Origin of the sequence: Pseudoalteromonas sp. T1lg21, from assembly GCF_002964625.1 — a bacterium.
GTDB lineage: Bacteria > Pseudomonadota > Gammaproteobacteria > Enterobacterales > Alteromonadaceae > Pseudoalteromonas > Pseudoalteromonas gelatinilytica.
This window is the reverse complement of record NZ_PQBX01000066.1, coordinates 16,490-33,161: the sequence shown is the minus strand read 5'-3', so window position 1 is coordinate 33,161 and position 16,672 is coordinate 16,490. Positions and strand designations below refer to the sequence as shown.

The window sequence follows — 16,672 nt, the reverse complement described above, 5'->3', positions numbered from 1 at the left end:
AATATAAGTAAAAAAACTGCAATATATAAGTAGCCTTTGTGAAGCAATGTAAAAAGGGAGCCGAAGCTCCCTTTTATCACTTACTTATCAAGTAATTACTTTTGCTTACGACGACGCATAAATGCGAACGGTGCAGCAAGTAATGTTAACCATGCTAGTGAACCTGAAGAAGATTTCTTCTTCGGCTCTTCAACTACAACTGGTTGCTCAGATGCTTCATCAGCTAGGTTGTTAACTGTAACAGTTACCATCGCAGACTCTGAAACATTACCTGATCTGTCAGTTGCAACAACTTCAAGCTCAATTGATGTTAAACCAGCGTCATAATCAAGTACGTCTTGATTCATAACTACAACATCACCTGAAGATGTTACTGACACAGCCGTTGACGTTGAGCTAATTCGATAAACTCAGTTACAGGGCTTGCTAAGTCAGCACCGTAAGTTGCTTCTAAGGTACCAATTACCGTACCGTTTTCTGCATTTTCATTTACTGAGAACTCAGCATCAGCAACAACTGGTGGAGTGTTTGAATCAGATTCAGGTGTTGCAGCATATGCTTTAGAACCTGAGTCTGAAAGGATCATGAAATCTTCACCTGCATTGTATAATGTCGCTGAAGCACCTGGTTCAATTGAGCTAACTGTTTCTCCTGCTTCATTTTCAATCCAAGCATATTGATCGTTTGATGCATCTGTGAATGTATAAGTACCCATTGCAACATCACCTTCACCTGATGCAATTGGCGTCCATGTTTCTTCTTCTGTACGGAAACGAATGCTTGCACTCGCTTTACCCATATCTTCAGCAGTTAGACCAAATGCTTCAATACAGCTTTGCATTGTTAGGTGGTTATTACCGATGATTTGGTAAACATTGTCTAAGAAACCAGACGCGCTACCGTAACCGTGGGTAAAGGTAATTGCTGTGCCTGGCTCAACATCGTAGAACCATTCTAACTTACCATTTTGTACCGTTACATCGTATTCGCCATCTTGGTCCATATCGAAGTCAGCCATGAAGCCACCCACATAAGAGTGTGTAATACCTTCATTTAGAACAAGCGTCGTTAATGTCACAAAACCGCTTTCACAGATTTCAGTTGATACAGCAAACGTTTCGATTGACGCACCCACTAAGTCAAAGCGTTGGTCTTCATCAACATCATCAGTCATTACTGTTGGCGCGAACACTGGCTCAAGTGCCACAGCACCTGTGTTTGTCACTTCATGTGCAACACCATTATCTGTTACCACAGGCATGAAGCTCATTGCTGCATTTGCTTTTGGTAATACGTGATAAACAAGGTGGAATGCTTCATCACTACCTTCAGAGAAAATTAACGCACCATCAAGTTCTAGGTTAGTTAAATCAGCCGTTGCATCTTGTGAGCCGATATTGTCATCCGTTAATGTCCACTCAGGTAATGTTGCAGGGTCAATCGTCGCAGTCACATCAAATGACAAAGTTTGACCTGCAGGCACTGTGATTGACTCTGGGTAATCAAGAGCGAATGAACCACGCTCAACATCATCTGCATAACGTTGTTCAAGAGAAAGCGTGTACACTTTATCTTCGTTAGAGAAGTTCTTAACTTGAACTGTTTTAGTTAGCTCAACGGTTTCTGATGCATTCACTAAACCAAACGAAAGTGCTGCTTGTTTAGTATCTGCAGCCCACGCTGCAACTGGTAAGTTAGCCGCTTTGTTTACATCAACAAGACCCGCACCGATGTAACTAATTGGTGCAAGCTCAGCATCAGGGTTGATTGCTAATGGCTCCATAGTCACATTTAGGTTTGCAGTGTTCATTAACGTCGCTTTGATTTCAAACGCGTTACGCTCTGGTAGCGCTTCTTTTAATAAGCTCACCGCACCTGCTGTGATAGGACCAGAGAATGATGTACCCGTTGCGCCTGTAAGACCATCACCAAGACCCGGATGAGCAGTCATGATGTTAACACCTGGTGCAGTAATTTCTGGTTTTAACAGACCGCCCATTGAAGGACCACGCGATGTAAAGTCTGCAATCGCACCAGACATAACAAGACGCTCAACCGTTAAATTAAATGTACCGCCCGCTTTAAGCGCTGTACCTGCTGCAAATGTTACGCCTACAGAAGGAATAGTAACAAGTGGCTCAGAACCACCCATTGGTGCTGGCGTACCATCATCAGTGTTGTTTGCGATAATAACAAATACTGCGCCTTTTTCTTGTGCGTAATATACTTTCGCACTGAAGTTACACGCACCACGGTCAAGAATTACGCCTTTACCTGTGAAATCAACATCATCAGCAAACGCTTCACATGCTGTTTGGTTTGCATCAGGGTAAACTAGCTCAAGGTTGTCACTGGTGTAACTGAATGCGGTTTGTGGACCGAAGCTGGCTGGTTGCACAATCGCTTCTTCACCATTAACTGTACCACTACCAACTGATTCTTCACCTGTAGGGTGAGTCATTGCACCTACTGAAAGAGCGTTTTCAGTTGTACTTGGACCACCAACGATAAACGGGTATGCACCGTCATTACCAGCAGAGATAACAACGTTTGTGCCAAGCTTAACCGCTTGGTTAATGAATAAGCCTACAGCATCGTTTGCAATATCACCGTAATCACCACCTAGTGACATATTTACAACGTCAACACGGTCGCTCATATCACCGTCACCATTCGGATCCATCGCGCTTTCAAGTGCTAATAATTGCGCAAGACCTGGACAGCCACTATTACACACAGAGTAAACGAATAAATCTACGTTTGGCGCGATACCGTTAACAGAGTGAGAAACGTGTGTACCGTGGTTAGTTGTCACATCGATAGGGTCAGCATCATCATTAATAAAGTCGTAGCCGCCTAATACCTTACCTTGTGGCCAATCTACAGAAGCAGGGTCAGCAATCGCTGCAGCATATGCTTCATCTGTACCCGCACCGCCAAAAGCAGTGTGAGTATAGTCAATACCTGTATCAAGTACAGCAACACGAACACCTTCACCTGTTGCTAAACCATTAGAAACTAAAGGCGTTGCTTCAATATAGTCAGCGCTGTCAGCAACATGCAATTCATAATCGTATACTGGGTAAATACCTTCTACTTGAGAGTTCGATAGTAACTTAGCAACATCTTGCTTATTACCATTGACTACGATTGAGCTTACTAACGTTGATGTTTTAGCGACAACTTGTACAGGCAAGTCCATACTGTTGATTGCTTGCTCTACGCTTGCTTGCGCTACTTTTGCTTGCGCTTGAATCGATGCTACATCTGCACCCATTGTTTTCGCATTAATTGTTGCTGGAGCATTTAATTTTACTAGCCAGCTTGTCGCTTCACGATGAGCTTTCTGTTCTTTTTTAGTGACGGCGCTCGATTTAATTAATTTTTTACCGGCAAGATTATATTTAGAAAAGTCATTAGCTTGTGCACTAGCGCACATTGCACTGGTTACAGCCAAAGCAACTGCAGTTCTTTTTATTAGATTATTAGACATGGGTTCCCCTGGGATATGTTATGTTATCGTCTAAATAGTGATTGAAACTACGTTTCAGTCCCAATATAAAACGGAAAGCCAAACAAGAACAACATTTCCGTTACATTAGCGTTACATTCAGTACGCAACCGAACAACAAAACAGCTGTAAGCATATGTTTTTTTGAGGTTTAAACATGCAAGCTAGAGTTGTAAACATTTGTAAATGAACATCATGTATTGAGTTTTAATAAATAGAGTACGGTTAAATGAATTCAGAAGTAATCAACATTCTTACTATGGCAAAAGTGATTCAAACTGCTGTTGCACCGGTCTTTTTAATTACCGGTATTGCTGCAACGTTAGGCGTGCTTTCAAACCGCTTAGCGCGTATTACCGATCGAGCGAGACAGTTAGAGCGTAAGCTTAAAGTCAGTACCGATGAAGACTTCAATAAGTCGCTGACAACAGAGTTAAGAGCACTGTTAAAACGCTCACGCTGCATTCATATTGCATTTAGTCTGAGTGTACTCAGTGCTTTATTGGTGTGCGCCGTGGTCATGTGCTTATTCTTATCACACATTCAATCAATTAATTTAAGCGTGACGATTGCTAGCTGTTTTGTGGCTGCTATGGCACTGTTGATTTGTGGTTTTTTATCTTTATTAGGCGAGGTTTTCTTAGCAACAAGAAGCATGCGCCGCGGTATGATCTTCGCCGATATTGATATTAATGATTAATTAAGATTAACCGCAATACACTTGAATATTATATTGGGCTAAGATACAACTCAGTTAGTTTACTTTTATGACATCTTAAGGGGCAAAAGGAATGAAATTAAAACAATTAGTACTAGGTGCAATGCTTTCAACAATGGCACTGGGCGCATCAGCAAATTCTGTATTTGAAGAACCAAGCGATGCAATCGAGTATCGTCAGGCAGCATTTTCAATGATCCGCGTACAAATTGGTGACATGGGCGATATGCTAAAAGGAAAAGTACCTTTTGATGCAGAACGTTTTCAAAAGCGTGCAAACAATGCAGCGGCATTATCAAAAATGCCTTGGGAAGCTTTTGTAGCGGGTTCCGATAAAGGTGATACATCTGCACTTGCAGCTGTTTGGAGCGACAACGAAACCTTCATGAAAAAAGCAGTCGCTTTCCAACAATATGCTGATGAGCTAGCAGTAGCTGCACAAAGTGGCGACCAAAAAGTAATTGGTAAAGCATTTGGCGCATGGGCTAAAGGTTGTAAAGATTGCCATAAGTCTTTCAAAGACTAGTCTAGTAATCATTTAAACTAAAAAGGCGCTTATTAGCGCCTTTTTTCATGTTTTGAAGTTGCTACCCAAGCAAATAGCTGAGCGGCTCTGCGCCCCACGTCGTAAATAACACCACTAAGCATACTGCAAAAATAATAAAAGCGAGTACGGGTGATTTAGTGACTGGCTCAGTGACCGATACCTGATCGCTACTGCCCGTTAGCATGGGTTTTACTAAGTTCTTACCCTTGATACGGTAAATCACAATCGCCAGAATATGTAACACTATGGCATACAACAAAATATCAAAGTTTAGATGGTGCAACCAACCAGCAAGCTCTACGGTGTCTGTTGATACATGCGCCACCAGCGGGCCATCCGTTAAAATATCGTCACTAGTCATTAAGCCCGAGGTTAACTGCACAATAAGCAAAACAAAGAAAGCGATCACCATATAACTACCCGCCGCACCATGACCCGCCTTATGCTCACTGCTTTTAAACGATTTTATTGCCGCAACAGGCGAATGAATAAGTGCAGAGAGTTTTGCCGTTTTGCTACCAACAAGGCCCCAAACAAGGCGTGTAATAATAAGCGCCAAGGTAAAGTAGCCTGCAGCAAAGTGCAGCTCCAACATACCTTCTTCAGCACTAAAATAGAGTGTTGCGATGGCCGCAACTAATAACCAATGGAAGCTTCTTATAAAGCCATCCCATACTTTAACTTTAGACATTGTAACTTTCCCTTTAAAAGACGCTTATAACTTGCAGATATGAAATTTCAGCAACGGGTTCGGCTATACATTATTGCAAACTTCAGTTATTTTGACACACCTCTATTTCAGCCGTTTTGATCTGAGCCATAACAACAAACATGAGCGATAAGATGCATAAATCAACAATAAGAGCCTTGCTAAAAGGATTTTTCGACATGCTCCCCTTATGCCTTGCGGTGTTACCTTGGGGGATTTTATGTGGTTCGTTAGCTGTTCAAAATGGCTTCAGTGCTTTAGAAACACAAGCTATGTCGTTGTTGGTATTTGCAGGCTCAGCACAACTCGTTGCGATTGAATTAATGGCCGGCAATACCCCGCTTTTAACTATCTTATTTACCACACTCATTATTAGCTCACGGCACTTTTTATATGGTTTAGCTATTCGTCACAAAGTCATTGATCAACCCTTTCGTTGGCGCCTGCCTGTGAGTTTTGTATTGACGGATGAATTATTTGCTTTTTCGCATCATCGCAAAGCCTATCGCACAAAAGTGCGCCTTATTTATGCACTCAGTGCCGGGTTTAGTTTTTATATTGCCTGGAATATCTGGACCCTGCTTGGTATTGTCGCAGGAAGCCTCCTCCCCGATTTAACACACCTAGGGCTTGATTTCGCCATCGCAGCCACGTTTATTGCTTTAGTTATTCCGGGTGTAAAGAACCTTGCAACACTGGCTACTGTGATCACCGCTGGCGTTGTTGCAACGCTATTAAAAAATCAGGGCTTTCAACTTTGGCTTGTCACTGCGGCTCTTATCGCTATGACAGTGGGTTACCTAATTAGTCGCTGGCAGGCAAAAGAGGAGCATACACAATGATGACCACCATTTTATTAATGGCGTGTATCACCTTCTTCACACGTTACTTATTTTTGCACCGTGCATTACCGTTTAAAGTCGGCCCCAAAATGCAGCAATTCTTAAGTTTTAGCGCCCCAGCAGTACTCACCGCAATTTGGGTGCCCATTGTGTTTATTAATGACGAAGGGATAAATCTAGATTGGCAAAATCCCTACCTAAGTGCTGCTATCGTATCTGTTATCGTGGCTTATAAGACGCACAACATATACTACACAACACTGGCAGGGATGGGATTATTTATAATCTTAAGTTAAACGCTCGCTAGTAAAATCGCGCGGCTTTTTTCAAGTGTAACTTGCTCACGCTCACCAAGCGCCGTCATACCATGGCGCTCAAGCTGCGCAACAAGTTTATCTGCAACACTTTCATCTAGCTTATAATCGCTTAAACGAGTTGGCATTTTAACACTATGGAAAAATGCTTCTGTTGCAGCAATGGCGTTATCAATCGCCGCATCTTCATCGCTGATATCAAGACCTAACACTCGCTCTGCGTATTGTAATAGCTTGCCACGCTTCGTGTCTTTTTGCTCTGCCATCATACGCGGTAATACAATCGCTAATGTTTGTGCGTGGTCCAAGCCATACACCGCAGTCATTTCGTGGCCAATCATGTGGGTTGCCCAGTCTTGTGGTACACCTGCACCAATCAAACCATTTAATGCCATAGTTGCTGACCACATTATATTCGCACGCACTTGATAGTTATCAGGCTCAGAAAATGCTTTTGGCCCTTCTTCGATAAGGGTCATTAAAATCCCCTCAGCAAAGCGGTCTTGTAATTTGGCACCCACATCATATGTTAAGTATTGCTCCATCGTGTGCACAAACGCATCCACAATACCATTCGTTACCTGACGCTCAGGTAATGAGAATGTCACTGCAGGATCAAGAACTGCAAAACGAGGACGCACAAACTCACTGGCAAACGGCAGTTTGTCTTGAGTTTCTAAGTTTGATACAACACTGAACGTGTTTGATTCTGAGCCAGTTGCAGGTAATGTCAGTACAACGCCAAGTGCTACTGCAGATTTAACTTCAGCGCCTTTTGCTAAAATATCCCATGGTTCGCCAGTAAATTCTGCTGCAGCGGCAATAAATTTACTACCATCCACCACTGAACCACCGCCTACAGCTAAGATATAGTCAATTTGCTGCTCTTTAACCAGCTCTACCGCTTTCATACATGTTTGGTAACTTGGGTTTGGCTCAATACCCGCAAATTCAAACCAAGTATGCTCACTTAATGCGGCTTTAACTTGATCATAAACACCGTTTTTCTTGATGCTGCCGCCACCATAAGTAACAAGCACCTTGGCATTTTTTGGGATCTCATTTTGAATTTCTTTAATTTGTTGCTCACCAAAATGAATTTTGGTTGGATTCTCAAAGCTAAAATTTAACATGCTTACTCCCTTATATTTGTGAGTATTAATCAGTGACTCGACTATTGTAGTTGTTTTTATATAGGGATAAAGCCAGCAAATAGATAATCACTTTTGCAGACATGCAACAATAAACAGCCTAAACTGCTATTAATTTACTGAGGCATTCTAGGGTACAAGATAATGTGGCAAGGCTTAGAGGAATTTTTATATGTTGTTGAGCACGGCAGCTTTACTCATGCAGCAAAGGCTATGGAAGTATCAACTTCACATATTAGCCGGCAAATACAACAACTTGAAAACCGTTTAGGCTCGGTGTTATTTCAACGCACCACTCGCAAAATAAGTCTTACCGATGCAGGCCGTGAATACGCAGTAAAATTAAAAGCAATTCGCCAAGAGTTAATCGATGCAAACAATCAATTACAAGGTGAACAACGTCAACCCAAAGGGCTAATTCGCATCACAGGAGCAGGCGAGTTTGTGGCAAACCAAGTTGCACCGAAAGTGGCTGAGTTCGTAAAGCGTTATCCTGAGGTAGAAGTCGATCTCGACTTTAATAGCCGCAACGTCAATTTAGTTGAAGAAGGCTTTGACTTAGCTATCCGCTTTGGCAGGATGCAAGACTCGAACTTAATTGCCCGGCCGTTATGTAAGCGTGCTATGACACTTGTTGCTAGCCCAGAATATTTAGCCAACCACACTCCCCTCAAAACACCTTACGATCTGGCTGAACATAATTGCTTAATCACCATGCGAAAACGTTGGCGATTTAATATTGACGAAGAAATCAAAGAAGTTCGTATTGATGGTAATTGGCGCAGTAACCACCCACAGGCAATTTTAAATGCTGCTGTAGCAGGAGTTGGCATCGCCCACTTAGCGTTAGATATTGTGGAGCCTTACTTAAAAAGTGGCCAATTGGTTAGTATTCTGGATGAGTTTCAGGTTGGTGATAATGCATCTTGGTTAGTCTACCCAAGAAAAGATCTATTACCGTTTCGTGTACGTTTACTAATAGAACACTTAACCAATGCATTTGCTGATTAAAATTTACCCTTTTAGAAAAATGCCAAGCACGTTAGAATCACTGCAACAATAATAAAAAGTTATCACTATGAGCGAATTTCACCAACTCTCTGCTACCAGCCTACAAGGCCAAACCGTTGACTTTTCTGATTTTGAAAACAAGGTCGTACTTGTTGTGAACACTGCAAGTAAATGTGGCTTCACTCCACAATATGAAGGCTTACAAGCACTGCATGAAAAATATCATGAGCAAGGCTTAGTAATAATTGGCTTTCCTTGTAACCAATTTGGTAAACAAGAGCCTGGGGATGCGAAGGAAATTAAAGAAGGCTGCCTTATTAACTATGGCGTTAGCTTTTTAATGATGAGCAAAGTCGATGTGAATGGCGAACATGCTCACCCTGTCTTTAGATACCTAAAATCAGAGTTGCCGGGCTTTATTACCCGTAAAATAAAATGGAACTTCACCAAGTTTTTAATTGGTAAAGACGGCAAAGCCATTAAGCGATATGCGCCACTAACAAAACCTGAGCAGCTCGAGTCAGACATTGTTACTGCACTTAGCAAGTAACAATGTCTTAAAGCAATAAAGAGGCAAATTGCCTCTTTATCTAAATTTATGCTTAGTCGTTCAAGTACTCGTCAAAGTCGTCATCGCCTAAGTTTCTACGCAAGCGTTTTTGTTCAAGATAGTCTTCCAACTTCTTCTTAACGCGTTGCTTTTTCTTGTCGTGTTGATTACGCCCGACCATTTCGTACTCGTCTTCAACAAAATCGTCATCTAGCGCGTCATAACTAAATGTCTTACCCACAACCCACTCCATAAAGTGTTTGAGACCAATTCAGGAGATTAAAATTTGCTCGATGAATTGGCAAAGATTAAAAAGCTCAGTAGTAATTTAGTATCTAAAAAACCACCAAAATAAAGCCATACACCCATGCTAAATAGGCCATATGTCAATATTGTGAATAAATAGCGCTAAATTCGATTTCTGAAAAGTGAGAGTTTTTTATCGTTTCGATAAAACACATTTATGCACGTGTATTTTTTAGTAAATTTGACTAAAAAGTGGTTAAAACTTTATTTTCATCACTTTAGTAAAAACAGCCAAAATAACACAACAATTTGAAATATATGAAATTATTAACTTTGGCATCTTAATTGATTATGTATTTGTGTTATTTCAAACAGGAAAGAAAAAAATGAAAAAGTTATTGTTAGTAAGTTCTTTATTTATCGCTACCAGCGCAATGGCTCATAACGATAATGATACAAATATTTCATTCAGCGGTGAGCAATGTGATGTTGAATTTAAAAATGATGTACGCATCACACCTAGCGAGTTAGAAGTATACACAGCCGATAATCGCACGATGAAAATCATCGATCAGCACACTTTGTATATCGATGGTCAAAGCGTATCGCTTGATGCTTCACAACAGCAAGCAATTGCAGATTACTCAGACAGCTTACGCAGCCAACTTCCTGAAGTAGCAAATATTGCGCTTGATGGCGTAAAAATCGCAGGCGTAGCAATTGAAGAGGTTTCAAAAGCCTTCAATATTGACGGCCTAAACGACATTTCAGAATTAATGGACGATATCAGCGTAGAAGTGCAAAACGCTTTCTATCAGCAAGGTGCGTTCACCATGGGTCAGCAAAATTTCGAAAAATTTGGCCAAAACTTTGAAGACCAATTTGATGAGCAAATCGAATCAGCAGTCGAGTCAGCCATGATGCAATCGATGGGCAGTATTTTAGTGGCGCTAGGTTCTGAGCTTTTAGGCTCAGGTGGCGACATGGATGAATTTGAACAACGTATGGAAAACATGGGCGCACAAATCGAAGCGCGTGTAGAAACACAGGCAGCTCAACTGGAAGAGCGCGCAGATGCATTATGCGGCAGCTTTGCAGATATCGCTCACAAAGAACAAGAGTTAGTGGCGCTAGTACCAGAGCTAAGAGAGTACCAACTATTTACTTTCAAACAGAACGCAGAGTAATTGACGAATTAACATCCCTGAACCAAAAACTTGGTCCTTTCGCGCAGAGCTTGCTCTGCGCTTTTTTATTTTTTGGCCAACACAGTCAGTTGCGATAACGTTTTAATCGCCTGCTCTAAGTTTTCAGACCAAGGCAAGCCATAACTTAAACGAAAACAGCTACGGTACTTTTTACCCGCTGAGAATATCAACCCTGGTGTAATGCTGATCCCCGCCTCTAGTGCCAAATGGAATAACTTTACCGCATCATATTGGCTACCAAGGTCAACCCAGATAACACAGCCCCCTTGCGGGTTACTAATACGCGCACAATTTGGCATATATTGCTGCAGGCACCAAATCATGCGCTCTTTGTTGGTGCTTAAGCGCTGTCTAAGCAAACGAATGTTACGGTCGTACTCTCCGCTGGCTATAAACTCATACAAGGTCCACTGGTTTATAAGTGGCGCAGAGCAACTAAGCGCGCGTTTATGTCGTCTTGCTTGTTCAGCAAACTTACCGGCAATGATCCAACCTATGCGGTAACTGGGGGCAGCTGTTTTTGAAAACGACGCGCAGGTGATCACTAAGCCCTTTTTTGAATAGGCCTGTGCAGGCGTCGCACGCTTGGCTGTAAAATGTAAGTCGCCATAAACATCATCCTCAATAAGCACCACGTCGCGCTGCTCTAAAAGTGCCACTAATTGCTCACGCTTGGCATCAGGCATAAAGCTGCCAACTGGGTTATTTAATGATGTAGAAAACACACAGGCTTTTATATCATGCTCATCGAGTGCTTGAGCCAAGTCATCTAGCCATATTCCTTCATCAGGACACAGCGGTATTTCCAGAGCCTTTAAACCTAAGCTTTCAATTAACTCGATAATGCCAAAATAACAAGGCGACTCGATTGCAATAACATCACCGGGTTTAGCCACACACTTAAGGGCAATTGCCAGTGCCTCTTGAGCACCATTGGTGATCACTAATTCGTCGCTATCAACCCCAATACCAAAGTCCAGATAGCGATGAATGAGTTGTTTTTTAAGTGGTGCAAAGCCATCCATCGGGCCGTAATTAATTGCCGATGCGCCTGCTAGTGTCATTACTCGGCGCATTGTTCGTGCCAGCGCTTTATCTGTTGGAGCTGCGGCTACAGGGTTGGCGATACCAAATGGCACCACATTAGCTTTATGGATAGCGCTGTAGACTTGCTCAATCAAGCCTTGCTTATTGACTGTGGTCGGCTCTCGACTGAGCCTAACTCGCTTTGGACGAGACTGATTTAACTGTGAAGACTTTAAAAAGTAGCCTGACTTTTCTCTGGCTTCGATCAGCCCTTGCCCTTCAAGTAATTGATACGCTTGCTTTACCGTTGGAATACTAATGTTGAGCTTATCAGCCATTTTTCTGAGCGAAGGTAATTTTTCACCCGGTAATAACGAGCCTTGCAAGCAAAGATCTCTAACTAGCTGAATAACTTGTTGATATAAGAACTCACTGTTACTACGACTGATAACTTGTGACATAGCCCACCAAACTGTATAGGTTGCATTTCTAGTTTTCTGTATATGTTAAGTATACAGAAGCGAACTAAAATGAACATACTTTCAATTTTTAGGTACTAACTATGAAAAGCGCCGCTCTCTACCTTGCTACAGTATTGATCTGGGGATCGACTTGGCTAGCTATTGAGTTTCAACTGGGTGATGTCGCTGTTGAGGTCTCTTTATTTTATCGCTTTGCCATTGCAGCCATTTTAATGTGGGCCTTTGTGCTGGTAAAAAAACTCCCTATGCAATATTCACTGCGTGATCACGGATTTTTTGCATTATTGGCTTTATTTAACTTTGGTTTAAATTATTTAGTGCTGTATTGGGCGCAGAACTATCTCACCTCAGCAATGGCCTCAATTGCCTTTTCGATGTTGCTATTAATGAACATTATTAACACCCGCTTGTTCTTCGCCAAGCCAATTGCAAAACGAATTTACTTTGGCGCACTACTTGGCGTAATGGGTATTGCCAGCTTGTTTTGGCCACAAATTCAGCAATTCGACTTGAGTAATGGTGCGTTGGTCGGGTTACTACTTGCGCTGTCTGGGACCTTTGTGGCTTCATTGGGAAATATGGTCAGCGTTCGAAACTCTCAGCGTAATATTGGCGTACTTCAGGGCAATGCCTGGGGCATGTTATACAGCGCTTTAGGGCTAGCTGCTTATGTTTTAGTAAGCGACGTTGAGCTGACATTGAATGCCCCAACCAGTTATTGGGTATCGCTCTTCTATTTAGCAGTATTTGGTACCGTAATCGCATTTGCTTGTTACTTCGCGCTACTTAAAAATATCGGCCCTGAGCGAGCAAGCTATGTAATCGTATTGTTCCCGCTGGTTGCAGTGGTTTTAAGCACCTTATTTGAAGGATTCGAATGGCAAGCGAATACCTTTATGGGATTTAGCTTGGTGTTATTCGGAAATGCTATCGTGCTAACTCCAACTCGACAAATTAAAGCATTTTTTGCTGCACGTAACCTACAGCAAAAAAGCTCCATCCCCAGTTAGAAGTGACTATGTCGCCTCTAACACCAAGCGCTGGCAAATTTTGCCGGCGCTTTTTTATGGCACATGAAAACGAAGTGCTTGTTTGTGAATCTTAACTTTAGCCGGAGTAAAACCAACGAGCTCACCATCGGCTTCTATAGCCAGTCCTTTCGAGGTGATCTCGGCAGTCGTTAAACGGGTATATTCCAGCGCGTGCAAACTATGATGCTTTACGAGCAGTAAATACAAAAAGCTGAGCAGGTTTTTCAATAAACCGCCAGCTGGCATGCAGTAGCAATCAAGCTGACCATCATTTAACTTTGCCCGAGGGGCAATCTTTAAGCCACCACCAAAGTAATGATGATTAGCAAAAATCGTCGCTAAATTACTGTAGTTGAGTGCTTTACCATTAAACTCCCCCTGAAGTGATCGTGCCCGAAATGAAAATAGCTGTTTGATGCCCTGCCAAGTGTAGCCAAACGAGCTAAAACTTCCGGCTTTATTTAGTTTAGTCACTACTTCAGCGTCAAAACCTATTCCCGCCACATTAATAAAATAGCGTTGATTGATTTGTCCAACATCGATTAATTCTGTACGGCGATTAAAAACAGCTTCATACCAAGCCTGTTGTTTACACGCAAAGCCACGAGCAAAATCATTTCCTGTGCCTGCTGGAATTAACGCGATAGAACAGCGACTCGTCATTAATGCATTAACGGCTAAATGCAGCGTCCCATCACCACCAATCACCACAACTTGAGTCTGGTTTTTAGCCAAAAGCGCAATATCAGCGCAATCATTCTCAAACTTGCCTGTGGTTAAATACAATTCAGGCTCAATCTGTCTTTTTTTACATTCTTTTAGTAGCCAATCAACACTGTTTTTATGATTTTTTTTGTCACTTGGCTTTATTATTATCAACATCAACGGTTACTTCTTTTCTTGCATGGCAAAAACACCACGCTCGTTCAAATTATATTAATCTGAATAATTAATCACTTTCTCACTCTAAAAACGCATAAATAAAAACACCAAAAGCTAAAAACCTTTATTTACTTACACTTCAATGCAAACGCAATTGCATAAGCATGCAGAGCAATGTGTATTTAAAAACTTAACCCCATGTTAATAAAAGGCTTTCAGATTAGAAAAAGTTATCCGACAGACTCAATTTTTATCGTTTTATTTTTGTCCAGTTTGGTTGCAAAATACTCACGTTTTCAACCAAACACAACCCGGAGCAAAGTAATGAACCCAATTAATACATTAAACCAAAACGCTGCAGCTCATGTTGCCGTAAAACCAACAAACCGCAAAGCAAAAATGTTGGCTAAACTAAATCGCTACGGCAAAAAGTTAGCTCTTGGCGGCGCAGTACAACACAAGTAATCCCCAACCATGGTTACTTTATCGGTGCAGTAAACACCCAACCACTAACGAAGATCCTTCTTTAGCTCCTCCGTTTACTGCCCCAACCCCCTTCTTTTAAGTTAAAAACAGCAAATAATTAAACCTTTTTACAAAAAACACCCTCTTTACGCTCAAAAAACAAGCAAACAAACTTTTTCCTATTTACACAGCCGATTCAGCTAAGTATTATTCTCGCATCACGATGTGGAGAGATGGCAGAGTGGTCGAATGCACCGGTCTTGAAAACCGGCAGGGGTTTGTAGCCCCTCTAGGGTTCAAATCCCTATCTCTCCACCACTTATTTTTATTTGTTGATTTATTTCAGCAAATTACAATCAGAATTATGCGCTGGAGAGGTGGCCGAGTGGCCGAAGGCGCTCCCCTGCTAAGGGAGTATAGGGTTTGTAGCTCTATCGAGGGTTCGAATCCCTCCTTCTCCACCATTTTATTATTAAAAACCGCTTTTAAGCGGTTTTTTTATGCCCGAAACCTTGCACACTTCATTATATTTCATGCATGCTAAGTATCTATTTGCTACACAAAGTGATGCTATGTTTCGTTTTGCATTTTTTACTCTTGCCCTATTTGCCAGCGCCAACAGTCAGGCCACTATTTATAAGTGCATGATTGACGGGGTTGCCACCTTTACAGAGCAGCCTTGTGGTAAAGACGCAGTAATCGTGAAAATTGCACCGCCACCAGCAACTAACCAACCCCCAGCCACAGAGCAGCCGGAAAAACCACAAAAGCCAGCGGACTTAAGTGTTGAGGATTATTTAAAAATTCAAAAAGCCGATCGCGAAATAGACCGCCTTCAGTTAGAAATCAAAGAACTACAAAAACAACAAAGTGAACGCATCGATAAACTCAATAATATGACGCAAGATGCCGCAAACAGGTTAGGTGCGCCTTCTATTGAAGATGCTATCAGCAAACAAAGTGAGCGTATTAACGCTTATTATAAAAGCCAAATCACCATCCTCGAAAAACAGGTAGCACAGTTAGAAGAAGGCAAGAAACAGCTAACTGAGCAAAACAGCCAGCCCAATTAGTCTAGCTTACTAAAACTGGTCAGACATGATATAACTGGTTTGCTGATTAAGTTTAGGGATCAATCGTTTTGCACATTCACACGCTCGAAGGTTATATTCAAAATATCTATTTGGTTGAATATCCAGATAAATTGATGCTGCTTGATGGGTGTTGCCGTGCTGATGTGAATACTGTATTTGACTATATTACCGAGCAACTCAAGCGCCCCATCACAGACTTAAAATTGATTGTAGTCACCCATATGCACCCCGATCATGCCGGTGGAGCGCATGCATTAAGAAAGTTAAGTGGTGGCAAAATAGCTACGTCGAACGCCCCAGGGCAATGGTATAGAGGCATTGATGGTTTTTTAATGCATCTAACCGATATCGCTTTGGCTTGGTGGGTCGCCGGTAGGTTAAATAAAAAACGCCACAATCTTTGGTACAGCCGCCATTTAGATGCAGATTATTACCTTGCCACAGATGCAACCCTACCGGGCTTTGACGATTGGCAAGCACTGCATAGCCCAGGTCATACAGACCGAGATATTAGTCTGTATCATATTCCTAGCGAGCGAATTTACATTGCTGATTTATTGGTCAAAGTAAAAGGGCAGCTTGTGCCACCCTTTCCTGTTTTTTACCCAAAGCTGTATTTAAACTCTTTGTTGATGCTAAAAGCGCTGCAACCAAAACGAATTATGTTTGCCCACAGTAACGAAGTTAGTATTGATGACATCGACTTTGAGCAAATTTTAGCGCTGGTCCCCGAAAAACCAATGACGCACTGGCGTTCCGTCAAAGCAAAGGCCCGACAAGCACTTAACGTAATACCAACTCGCAATAATACTTAATCATTTTGAGGGATAAAACCTGTCGCTACCTGCGTTAAAAATTTATCATTAAGAACAACTTAACTACGAA

Annotated in this window: 18 protein-coding genes and 2 tRNA genes; 13 read left to right on the top strand and 7 right to left on the bottom strand. The window is 41.9% G+C overall.

All coding sequences use genetic code 11. From position 1 onward, the window contains the following. Positions 1–95: 95 nt before the first annotated feature. Positions 96–380 carry a GlyGly-CTERM sorting domain-containing protein gene (locus C2M25_RS22130; RefSeq protein WP_234003622.1) on the bottom strand — a complete coding sequence of 95 codons (285 nt, stop codon included), beginning with the start codon at positions 378–380 and terminating at the stop codon, positions 96–98. Beyond that, positions 371–3,493, bottom strand: a complete 3,123-nt coding sequence (locus C2M25_RS20270) for a S8 family serine peptidase (protein WP_234003621.1) — start codon at positions 3,491–3,493, stop codon at positions 371–373. Before C2M25_RS20270 ends, C2M25_RS22130 begins: the two co-directional genes overlap by 10 nt. A gap of 247 nt (positions 3,494–3,740) precedes the next feature. On the opposite strand from C2M25_RS20270, the gene C2M25_RS20265 reads away from it, so the two are divergent. Together C2M25_RS20265 and C2M25_RS20260 are read left to right on the top strand one after the other, a co-directional pair. After that, positions 3,741–4,211 (top strand): DUF2721 domain-containing protein, encoded by a 471-nt coding sequence (locus tag C2M25_RS20265; RefSeq protein WP_063700612.1) that lies wholly within the window; start codon positions 3,741–3,743, stop codon positions 4,209–4,211. Between the two features lie 91 nt (positions 4,212–4,302). Further along, a complete protein-coding gene (locus C2M25_RS20260; protein ID WP_063700610.1) occupies positions 4,303–4,755 on the top strand; it encodes a c-type cytochrome in 453 nt (150 codons plus the stop codon). 61 nt (positions 4,756–4,816) lie between these two features. Here C2M25_RS20260 and C2M25_RS20255 read toward each other — a convergent pair whose 3' ends face one another. Beyond that, positions 4,817–5,467: a cytochrome b/b6 domain-containing protein gene (locus C2M25_RS20255; protein WP_063700607.1), complete on the bottom strand. Its 651-nt coding sequence runs from the start codon at positions 5,465–5,467 to the stop codon at positions 4,817–4,819. A 152-nt stretch (positions 5,468–5,619) separates the two neighbouring features. Between C2M25_RS20255 and C2M25_RS20250 the strand changes: the two genes are divergently transcribed. Together C2M25_RS20250 and C2M25_RS20245 are read left to right on the top strand one after the other, a co-directional pair. Then, positions 5,620–6,327 (top strand): AzlC family ABC transporter permease, encoded by a 708-nt coding sequence (locus C2M25_RS20250; protein WP_063700709.1) that lies wholly within the window; start codon positions 5,620–5,622, stop codon positions 6,325–6,327. Then, entirely contained in the window at positions 6,324–6,623 is a 300-nt protein-coding gene (locus C2M25_RS20245; RefSeq protein ID WP_063700605.1) for an AzlD domain-containing protein, read from the top strand. The genes C2M25_RS20250 and C2M25_RS20245 overlap by 4 nt, the downstream gene beginning before the upstream one ends. On the opposite strand, the gene C2M25_RS20240 is transcribed toward C2M25_RS20245, so the two are convergent. Beyond that, positions 6,620–7,774 carry an iron-containing alcohol dehydrogenase gene (locus C2M25_RS20240; protein WP_063700603.1) on the bottom strand — a complete coding sequence of 385 codons (1,155 nt, stop codon included), beginning with the start codon at positions 7,772–7,774 and terminating at the stop codon, positions 6,620–6,622. The two genes, C2M25_RS20245 and C2M25_RS20240, sit on opposite strands and share 4 nt — an antisense overlap. Before the next feature lie 162 nt (positions 7,775–7,936). Between C2M25_RS20240 and C2M25_RS20235 the strand changes: the two genes are divergently transcribed. Both C2M25_RS20235 and C2M25_RS20230 read left to right on the top strand, forming a co-directional pair. Further along, complete coding sequence (locus tag C2M25_RS20235) at positions 7,937–8,803, top strand: LysR family transcriptional regulator (protein ID WP_105181982.1); 867 nt, start codon at positions 7,937–7,939, stop codon at positions 8,801–8,803. A 67-nt stretch (positions 8,804–8,870) separates the two neighbouring features. Further along, positions 8,871–9,353 carry a glutathione peroxidase gene (locus tag C2M25_RS20230; RefSeq protein WP_105174404.1) on the top strand — a complete coding sequence of 161 codons (483 nt, stop codon included), beginning with the start codon at positions 8,871–8,873 and terminating at the stop codon, positions 9,351–9,353. A 52-nt stretch (positions 9,354–9,405) separates the two neighbouring features. Here the strand turns inward: C2M25_RS20230 and C2M25_RS20225 are convergent, their stop codons facing one another. Continuing rightward, positions 9,406–9,594: a PA3496 family putative envelope integrity protein gene (locus C2M25_RS20225; RefSeq protein WP_082389337.1), complete on the bottom strand. Its 189-nt coding sequence runs from the start codon at positions 9,592–9,594 to the stop codon at positions 9,406–9,408. Between the two features lie 391 nt (positions 9,595–9,985). Between C2M25_RS20225 and C2M25_RS20220 the strand changes: the two genes are divergently transcribed. Next, the gene (locus tag C2M25_RS20220) at positions 9,986–10,786 is read left to right on the top strand and encodes a YggN family protein (protein ID WP_063700707.1); all 801 of its coding nucleotides are present in this window, start codon (positions 9,986–9,988) and stop codon (positions 10,784–10,786) included. Between the two features lie 65 nt (positions 10,787–10,851). Here the strand turns inward: C2M25_RS20220 and C2M25_RS20215 are convergent, their stop codons facing one another. Next, a complete protein-coding gene (locus C2M25_RS20215; RefSeq protein ID WP_063700597.1) occupies positions 10,852–12,294 on the bottom strand; it encodes an aminotransferase-like domain-containing protein in 1,443 nt (480 codons plus the stop codon). A gap of 101 nt (positions 12,295–12,395) precedes the next feature. Here C2M25_RS20215 and C2M25_RS20210 point away from each other — a divergent pair, with 101 nt between their 5' ends. Continuing rightward, complete coding sequence (locus tag C2M25_RS20210) at positions 12,396–13,325, top strand: DMT family transporter (RefSeq protein WP_063700595.1); 930 nt, start codon at positions 12,396–12,398, stop codon at positions 13,323–13,325. Between the two features lie 54 nt (positions 13,326–13,379). Here C2M25_RS20210 and C2M25_RS20205 read toward each other — a convergent pair whose 3' ends face one another. Further along, positions 13,380–14,228 (bottom strand): diacylglycerol/lipid kinase family protein, encoded by an 849-nt coding sequence (locus C2M25_RS20205; RefSeq protein ID WP_105181981.1) that lies wholly within the window; start codon positions 14,226–14,228, stop codon positions 13,380–13,382. Between the two features lie 324 nt (positions 14,229–14,552). On the opposite strand from C2M25_RS20205, the gene C2M25_RS21885 reads away from it, so the two are divergent. The 5 genes from C2M25_RS21885 to C2M25_RS20185 all read left to right on the top strand — a co-directional run bounded on the left by C2M25_RS21885 (position 14,553) and on the right by C2M25_RS20185 (position 16,602). After that, positions 14,553–14,693: a hypothetical protein gene (locus C2M25_RS21885; protein WP_167350231.1), complete on the top strand. Its 141-nt coding sequence runs from the start codon at positions 14,553–14,555 to the stop codon at positions 14,691–14,693. A 227-nt stretch (positions 14,694–14,920) separates the two neighbouring features. Then, positions 14,921–15,011: transfer RNA gene (locus C2M25_RS20200), tRNA-Ser, on the top strand. A gap of 53 nt (positions 15,012–15,064) precedes the next feature. After that, positions 15,065–15,157, top strand: a tRNA-Ser gene (locus C2M25_RS20195). A gap of 108 nt (positions 15,158–15,265) precedes the next feature. After that, positions 15,266–15,766: a DUF4124 domain-containing protein gene (locus C2M25_RS20190; RefSeq protein ID WP_158679753.1), complete on the top strand. Its 501-nt coding sequence runs from the start codon at positions 15,266–15,268 to the stop codon at positions 15,764–15,766. Positions 15,767–15,834: 68 nt separating this feature from the next. Beyond that, positions 15,835–16,602, top strand: a complete 768-nt coding sequence (locus C2M25_RS20185) for an MBL fold metallo-hydrolase (protein ID WP_105181979.1) — start codon at positions 15,835–15,837, stop codon at positions 16,600–16,602. The last annotated feature ends 70 nt before the right edge of the window (positions 16,603–16,672 follow it).